The organism is Kitasatospora sp. NPDC087861 (assembly GCF_044742585.1).
In the GTDB taxonomy this organism is placed as follows: domain Bacteria; phylum Actinomycetota; class Actinomycetes; order Streptomycetales; family Streptomycetaceae; genus Kitasatospora.
The window spans coordinates 60102-66685 of the sequence record NZ_JBIUUS010000038.1 but is presented as its reverse complement, the minus strand read 5'-3'; the positions used below and the strand labels follow the sequence as shown (position 1 = coordinate 66685).

The window sequence follows — 6584 nt, the reverse complement described above, 5'->3', positions numbered from 1 at the left end:
GCCACCACCAGCGCACTCGGCATCGCCACCGGGTCGATGACCTTCCTCACCGCCGGGCCGGTGTCGCTGACCGCCACCGTCACCGCGGCCGGCACCGGCTGCACCTGCACCAACGTCGTCTCCATCCCGGTCACCGTCACGGTGACCGCGCCGCCGACCTGCCTGGTGTTCCTGCTGCCGCCGGTGACCCCGGTGGTCGCCGGCCAGCCCGCCGTCGTGTCCGCGGTGGTGCTGTGCAACGGCGTGCCCGTTCCGGGTGCGACGGTCACCTTCAACGGCGACGGGGCCACCCCGGTGACCGCCACCACCAGCGCACTCGGCATCGCCACCGGGTCGATGACCTTCCTCACCGCCGGGCCGGTGTCGCTGACCGCCACCGTCACCGCGGCCGGCACCACCTGCACCTGCACCAACGTCGTCTCGCTCCCCGTCCCGATCACCGTCGGCGTAGGCGGCCCCGCCGCGAGCCTGCAGGCGCTGCCGTCCTGCTGGCGGGGCCACTGGGAGCACGCGCTGGCGACCCCCTCGCACGGGCAGCCGTACCCCTTCATCGCCACACTGAAGGCCCAGCTCACTCCCGCGGCCGCCGGCGTGACGGTGAACTTCCTCATCGCCGGACAGCCGGTGGGCTCGGCGGTGACGGACGCGTCCGGGATCGCGACCCTCACCACCGACCTGAACCTGCTTCAGGTCCAATCCGGCGCCTTCACCGCGACCGCCACCGTCGGCGGCACGACGCTGCAGTCGACCGGCACCCTGCTGCCCTGCCGGCCGCAGTAGTGACCGGACCGGTCCTATCGGGCCCGGGACGTGGATCGCGGACCGGTACTGGTGGCCGAGCCAGGTGAGGCCTGACCTCATCGTCCGCAGATGAGCAGCCGACCTCGAAGGTCCGTCCCCCCGCCCTCGCACGGCGGGGGGACGGACGCGCTGGGGGCGTAGCGGAGAAGCCGCCGTACCCGCCGCCACGCCCGCAACCGTACTGCCGCGTCCCTGGTCAGTGGAGTTGTCCCGATGAGCTTGACCATGTTCCTTCTCGCGCTCGGCGCCACCTGCCGCGTCACCCGTTTCCTGACCAAGGACACCCTCGCGGGCGGTCTCAGGATCTGGGTCGCCGATCGCTTCGGCGAGGAGTCCAAGGCCGCCTATCTGATCACCTGCGGCTGGTGTTCGAGCGTCTGGGTGTCCGCCGTCGCGGCCGGCTGCGCCGCGTGCCTGGAGGGCAGCCCGTGGTTCCGGATACCGGCGACCGCGCTCAGCATCTCGTACCTGGCGGGTGTGGCCTCACGATGGCTGGACTGACCAACGCCCCCTCTCCAGAAGACCCGAACCCCAGCACCCGGAAAGGACACTGAACTCATGGCCTGCAACTGCGGCGGAGGATCACCGCAAACCGTCGTTTACCAGCTGAACCTGCCTGACGGCACCGTTCGCCAGTACGTCACCTACCAGGAAGCCCTGGCCGCACAGCACCGAGAAGGAGGCGCCGGAACGATCACCGTCGTCACCCGGTGAGGCGCCCGGCATCGGGGCGCACCGAAGGCGGTCGGCGCTTCGACCGGCCGCCTTCCCCTTTCCGCACGAAGGGACGAGCAGCACCGTTGCCGTCCCGGCGCATCCGTGGGTCGGCCCGGATGACCACCCGGCTGCCGCCGCGCGGGGTGAGGCAGGACCATCCCTTGGATCTGCGACTCGCGAGGACCCTGCTGGACGTCTCGATCGTCAGCGTCGCGCTGCCCGCCCGCTGGCCGTCCTGGCAACGGGCCGTGGCCGGCGTCGAACGCCTGGATCACGGCCCGCTGCGCGGACGGCTCGGCGTTCCACTGGACCACCCCGCTGCCGCCCGCCCCGGCCACCTCCGCCCTTCCCTGGACATCACCTCCACCGTCCGGCAGCTGAAGCCCGGTGCCTGCATCCGCTGGACCGGCCCCGCCGTCGCCGAGGGACTGCACATCGACGGCGTGCACGTGTGGACCTTCACCCCGGCCCCCGGCGGCGTCCTGGTGCGCACCGAGGAGACCCACTCCGGGCCGCAGGTCGACGCGCACGTCCCGGCCGCGGCCGCGATCCTGCGTCAGGGCCTGGAGGCCTGGCTGGGCGACCTCAAGGCGGCCGCCGAGGACTGCGACTGACGCCCCGTCGCCCGGCCCCCCCCTGACCAGCGGGAATGGAGAAGTCCGGCTGGAGTATTAGGCGCTGTGGAGCATAGGAGACTCGAACTCCGCCGCACGGCCCGCTCGCTGCTGGAGTCGTGGCACCTCCTCAGGCACGGAAGGCAGGCAGCCGCTCGACGGCCTGGGCGTCGCCGTCGATCACTTCGCCTCCCCCGCCCGACCGGGAGTGCGGCGGATCGTGGCGGGTTCGTGCGAGCGGATCGGGGAGAGCCGCCGGCCGACGACCAGTTCCGGGCGGATGCGGATCCGGACGGCCCCGGGCGTGCGTCCGGCGGCGGGGCCGACCTGGGCGCGGCCGAGGATGGTGACGTACCAGCCGGAGCCGTCCGCGCCGTCCACCTCGTCGGCCTCGAAGGCGATCACGGCGTCGTCCACGGCCCGCGCCAGTTCGGAGCCGGCCGGGGCCGAGAGCAGGACGCCGCCGCCGTCCGACAGGTCCAGCCGGAAGCGCACCGGCAGCACCGCCGGGAGAGCTCGGATGGTATAGACCACCCGGCCGACCGCCGCCCGGGCCAGCAGCTCCAACGCCCGCTCCCGGTCAAGTTCGAGCAGGTCGTGATCACCGTTCATGCCCTCGATGCTCGCCCCGGCGGTGGCCTCGCCGCGAGGGCCGATGGTCCCGCCGGGGGTCCCACCCAGTCGGCAGCGGACGGGCCGTGGGCGGACGGGCCGTCAGCGCCAGCGGGAGCGCGGCTGCGACGCCTGCGCGGCGGCCGACGCCTGGCGTAGCTCGGTGGCGATCAGCGCCGCCTGCACCCGCCGCTCCACGCCCAGCTTGGCGAGCAGCCGCGACACGTGGTTCTTCACCGTCTTCTCGGCGAGGTAGAGCCGCTCGCCGATCTGCCGGTTGGTCAGGCCCTCCCCGATCAGCGCCAGCACCTCCTGCTCGCGCACGGTCAGGGCGGGCCCGGTGACGACCGGCTGGGCGGGTTCGGCGTCGTTGCGCAGGCGGTTCAGCAGCCGGGTGGCCGCACCGGGGTCGAGCATCGAGCGACCCGAGGCGACGGTCCGGACGGCGGCCACCAGGTCCGTCCCGCTGATCTGCTTCAGCACGTATCCGGCGGCGCCCGCCATCACGGCGTCCAGCAGTGCCTCCTCGTCGTCGAAGGAGGTCAGCATCAGGCAGGCCAGCCCGGGCACCCGGGACCGCAGCTCCCGGCAGACCGACACCCCGTCCCCGTCGCCCAGCCGGACGTCCAGCACCGCCACGTCGGGCCGCAGCGCGGGCACCCGGACGAGCGCCTGCTCGGCGGTGGCGGCCTCCCCGACCACCTCCAGGTCCGGTTCGCCGTCCAGCAGGTCGTGCACCCCGCGGCGCACCACCTCGTGGTCGTCCAGCAGGAACACCCGGACCGGCGCCGGCGCTTCGGCGCCCGCCGTCTTGGTCGCCATCACGCGGCTCCACCTTCGTCACCCCCGCACACTCCCGGCGGGGCCCAGCGGCATCATCCCCGGTCACCGGCCCCGGGCCCAGGGCCCAACGACCCCATTCCGGCCCGACGAACGGCCCCCGGGCCGCTCCCGCACCCCGGAGCGCAGCAGCGGCGCGCCTCCCGGAGGAGACGCGCCGCCCGTACCGCAGGACGCCTCAGCGCCGCCGCGCGCTGCCCAGCCCCGCCAGCAGGAAGGCGAGCGCGACCACCGCCCCACAGACCGCCGCGAGCGCCACCCGGAGGCCCTGGCCGCCCTCGCCCGACAGCAGGATCGCCACCGCGCCCAGCGAGGCGACCGCCGCACCGACGACCAGCCACCCCGCGAGGGCGACGGCGGCGGGGCGCCCGGAGCGCGGCGCCGGCCCGGCGTCCAGCGCAGCCCAGTGGACGGCGCACTCCCGCTGCTCCCCGCGCCGTTCCCATCGGGCCCGGACCCGCAGCGCCGCCCCGCCGACCAGCCCGGCGAGGGCGATCTGTGCGGCGGGCCGCCAGTCGGGCTGGGCGAGCAGCAGCCCGCCGGCCAGCGCCAGGGCCGCCCACCAGAGGACGCAGGCGGCCGCGGCCGTACGGGTGGAGCGGGGCCGGTCGGCGCCGGCCTGGAGGTCGGCGATGGCGGGCAGGTACCAGACGCAGCCGCTCGCGGTGAGGGCGGCGGTACCGATGGCGAGGACGGTGTGGGTCATGGGGCCGGCCTTCCGGGTCGCAGGGGTGGAGCCGTCCCCGCCCGACCGGTGACGGGGCGGCGGGCGGGGACGGCGTTCGGGGTGTGCGGCGTTCGGGGTGTGCGGCGTTCGGGGTGTGCGGCGTTCGGGGGTGGCGACCGCGTCAGCCGTCCGCGGCGGACCGCGCCCGCTCCGCCCGGGTGCGCGGCCGGTCGTAGGCCGCCGGGGTCACGTCGCCCAGGTGGGTGGCCGGTGCGCCGCTGTTCTCCAGGACGTCCCGCGCCGCGATGTCGGGGTGGTGCAGGTCGAAGGCCGGGGACTCGGAGCGGATCCGCGGCAGCCGGACGAAGTTGTGCCGCGGCGGCGGGCAGGAGGTGGCCCACTCCAGCGAGCGGCCGAAGCCCCACGGGTCGTCGGTCTCGACCTTCTCGCCGTACCTGGCCGTCTTCCAGACGTTGTAGAGGAACGGCAGGATCGACAGCCCGAGCAGGAAGGAGCCGATGGTGGACACGGTGTTGAGGGTGGTGAAGCCGTCCGAGGCGAGGTAGTCGGCGTAGCGGCGCGGCATGCCCTCGGCGCCGAGCCAGTGCTGGACCAGGAAGGTGGCGTGGAAGCCGATGGTGAGGGTCCAGAAGCTGATCCGGCCGAGCCGTTCGTCGAGCTTCCGGCCGGTCATCTTGGGCCACCAGAAGTGGAAGCCCGCCATCATCGCGTAGACCACCGTGCCGAACAGCGTGTAGTGGAAGTGGGCGACGACGAAGTACGAGTCGGAGACGTGGAAGTCGATCGGCGGGGCGGCGAGCAGCACGCCGGTGAGACCGCCGAACAGGAAGGTGACCAGGAAGCCGACGGTCCACAGCATCGGTGTCTCGAAGCTGAGCGAGCCCTTCCACATGGTGCCGACCCAGTTGAAGAACTTGACCCCGGTCGGGACGGCGATCAGGAAGGTCATGAAGGAGAAGAAGGGCAGCAGCACCTGCCCGGTGACGTACATGTGGTGCGCCCACACCGTCACCGACAGGCCCGCGATGGCGACCGTGGCGGCGATCAGCCCCGCGTAGCCGAACATCGGCTTGCGGCTGAACACCGGGATGATCTCCGACACGATCCCGAAGAACGGCAGCGCCAGGATGTACACCTCGGGGTGGCCGAAGAACCAGAACAGGTGCTGCCACAGCATCGCCCCGCCGTTGGCCGGGTCGAAGACGTGCGAGCCGAACTTGCGGTCGCATTCGAGGGCGAGCAGCGCGGCGGCCAGGACGGGGAAGACCAGCAGCACCAGCACCGAGGTGAGCAGCACGTTCCAGCAGAAGATGGACATCCGGAACATGGTCAGCCCGGGGGCGCGCATGCAGATGATCGTGGTGATGAAGTTGACCGCGCCGAGGATGCTGCCGAAGCCGGAGAGCGTCACACCCATGATCCACATGTCGGCGCCGACGCCGGGCGAGTGGACAGCGTCGGACAGCGGCGCGTAGAGGAACCAGCCGAAGTCGGCGGCGCCCTGCGGGGTCGCGAAGCCGGCGGCGGCGATCAGCGAGCCGAACATGAACAGCCAGAAGGACAGCATGTTCAGCCGCGGGAAGGCGACGTCCGGGGCGCCGATCTGCAGCGGCATGATCCAGTTGGCGAAGCCGGTGAACAGCGGCATCGCGAAGAGCAGCAGCATCACCGAGCCGTGCATGGTGAAGGCCTGGTTGAACTGCTCGTTGGAGAGGATCTGGGTGCCGGGCCGGGCGAGTTCGGCGCGCATGACCAGCGCCAGGACACCGCCGATCAGGAAGAACCCGAACGCCGACACCAGGTACATGGAGCCGATCGTCTTGTGGTCGGTGGTGGTCAGCAGTCTGACCACGGCCGAACGGGGCCGTCGGGCCCGAACCGACTCCGGTGGTACGGCGGTTGGCGGTGGCGTGGGGTCGCCCTGTGCCGGGGTGGCGCTCAAGGACGCACTCCTTAGGAACGTCGTGCGAATAGCTGGCGATCCATGATCGGGACGCACCGCACCGGCGCCCTAGGGCCGTTCGGCCCGCGCGCCCGGGGCCGCTCGGCCCGCGTTCCGGCGCCCGGACCGGGACCTCCGGTGGCCTCCCGCCGACGCCCCGGTCCCTCGGGCGACGCTCACCCCGTCGACGAGCGCCGCTGGAGAAACACCGGAAGCGCCCCGCGCCCGCGCCCCCGGACCACCCCTGACCGGTAGTCGGCCCGCGCCCCCGCCGCCGGCCCACCGCCGCACCCCGCCGCCCCCGCCCGCCCCGCCCCACCTGCCGCGACACCGCACACCGCGGCGGCCGCCACCCCCTGACGTCCCCTCC

General features: G+C 73.2%; 8 protein-coding genes. 4 read left to right on the top strand and 4 right to left on the bottom strand.

What is annotated here, in order from left to right:
• From ACIOJE_RS34610 to ACIOJE_RS34595, 4 genes are all read left to right on the top strand, one after another.
• On the top strand, nucleotides 1-780 hold a 780-nt coding region (locus tag ACIOJE_RS34610; RefSeq protein WP_400781732.1), incomplete at its 5' end, for a hypothetical protein.
• 234 nt (nucleotides 781-1014) lie between these two features.
• Nucleotides 1015-1302, top strand: coding sequence for a hypothetical protein (locus ACIOJE_RS34605; protein ID WP_280685709.1), 288 nt, complete (start codon nucleotides 1015-1017; stop codon nucleotides 1300-1302).
• Between the two features lie 57 nt (nucleotides 1303-1359).
• The gene (locus ACIOJE_RS34600) at nucleotides 1360-1515 is read left to right on the top strand and encodes a hypothetical protein (RefSeq protein WP_280685708.1); all 156 of its coding nucleotides are present in this window, start codon (nucleotides 1360-1362) and stop codon (nucleotides 1513-1515) included.
• A 164-nt stretch (nucleotides 1516-1679) separates the two neighbouring features.
• Nucleotides 1680-2132, top strand: a complete 453-nt coding sequence (locus tag ACIOJE_RS34595; protein WP_280685707.1) for an SRPBCC family protein — start codon at nucleotides 1680-1682, stop codon at nucleotides 2130-2132.
• Nucleotides 2133-2312: 180 nt separating this feature from the next.
• On the opposite strand, the gene ACIOJE_RS34590 is transcribed toward ACIOJE_RS34595, so the two are convergent.
• The 4 genes from ACIOJE_RS34590 to ctaD all read right to left on the bottom strand — a co-directional run bounded on the left by ACIOJE_RS34590 (nucleotide 2313) and on the right by ctaD (nucleotide 6244).
• The gene (locus ACIOJE_RS34590) at nucleotides 2313-2744 is read right to left on the bottom strand and encodes a pyridoxamine 5'-phosphate oxidase family protein (RefSeq protein ID WP_400781728.1); all 432 of its coding nucleotides are present in this window, start codon (nucleotides 2742-2744) and stop codon (nucleotides 2313-2315) included.
• A 102-nt stretch (nucleotides 2745-2846) separates the two neighbouring features.
• Entirely contained in the window at nucleotides 2847-3566 is a 720-nt protein-coding gene (locus tag ACIOJE_RS34585) for a response regulator (protein WP_400781726.1), read from the bottom strand.
• 196 nt (nucleotides 3567-3762) lie between these two features.
• Entirely contained in the window at nucleotides 3763-4290 is a 528-nt protein-coding gene (locus ACIOJE_RS34580; protein WP_400781723.1) for a hypothetical protein, read from the bottom strand.
• Nucleotides 4291-4432: 142 nt separating this feature from the next.
• Nucleotides 4433-6244 carry a cytochrome c oxidase subunit I gene (gene ctaD / locus ACIOJE_RS34575; protein WP_400781738.1) on the bottom strand — a complete coding sequence of 604 codons (1812 nt, stop codon included), beginning with the start codon at nucleotides 6242-6244 and terminating at the stop codon, nucleotides 4433-4435.
• Between the last annotated feature and the right edge of the window lie 340 nt (nucleotides 6245-6584).

Coding starts and splice junctions, on each gene's coding strand:
- ACIOJE_RS34605 (WP_280685709.1), top strand. CDS start 1,015: ATGAGCTTGACCATGTTCCTTCTCGCGCTCGGCGCCACCTGCCGCGTC.
- ACIOJE_RS34600 (WP_280685708.1), top strand. CDS start 1,360: ATGGCCTGCAACTGCGGCGGAGGATCACCGCAAACCGTCGTTTACCAG.
- ACIOJE_RS34585 (WP_400781726.1), bottom strand. CDS start 3,566: ATGGCGACCAAGACGGCGGGCGCCGAAGCGCCGGCGCCGGTCCGGGTG.
- ACIOJE_RS34590 (WP_400781728.1), bottom strand. CDS start 2,744: ATGAACGGTGATCACGACCTGCTCGAACTTGACCGGGAGCGGGCGTTG.
- ACIOJE_RS34580 (WP_400781723.1), bottom strand. CDS start 4,290: ATGACCCACACCGTCCTCGCCATCGGTACCGCCGCCCTCACCGCGAGC.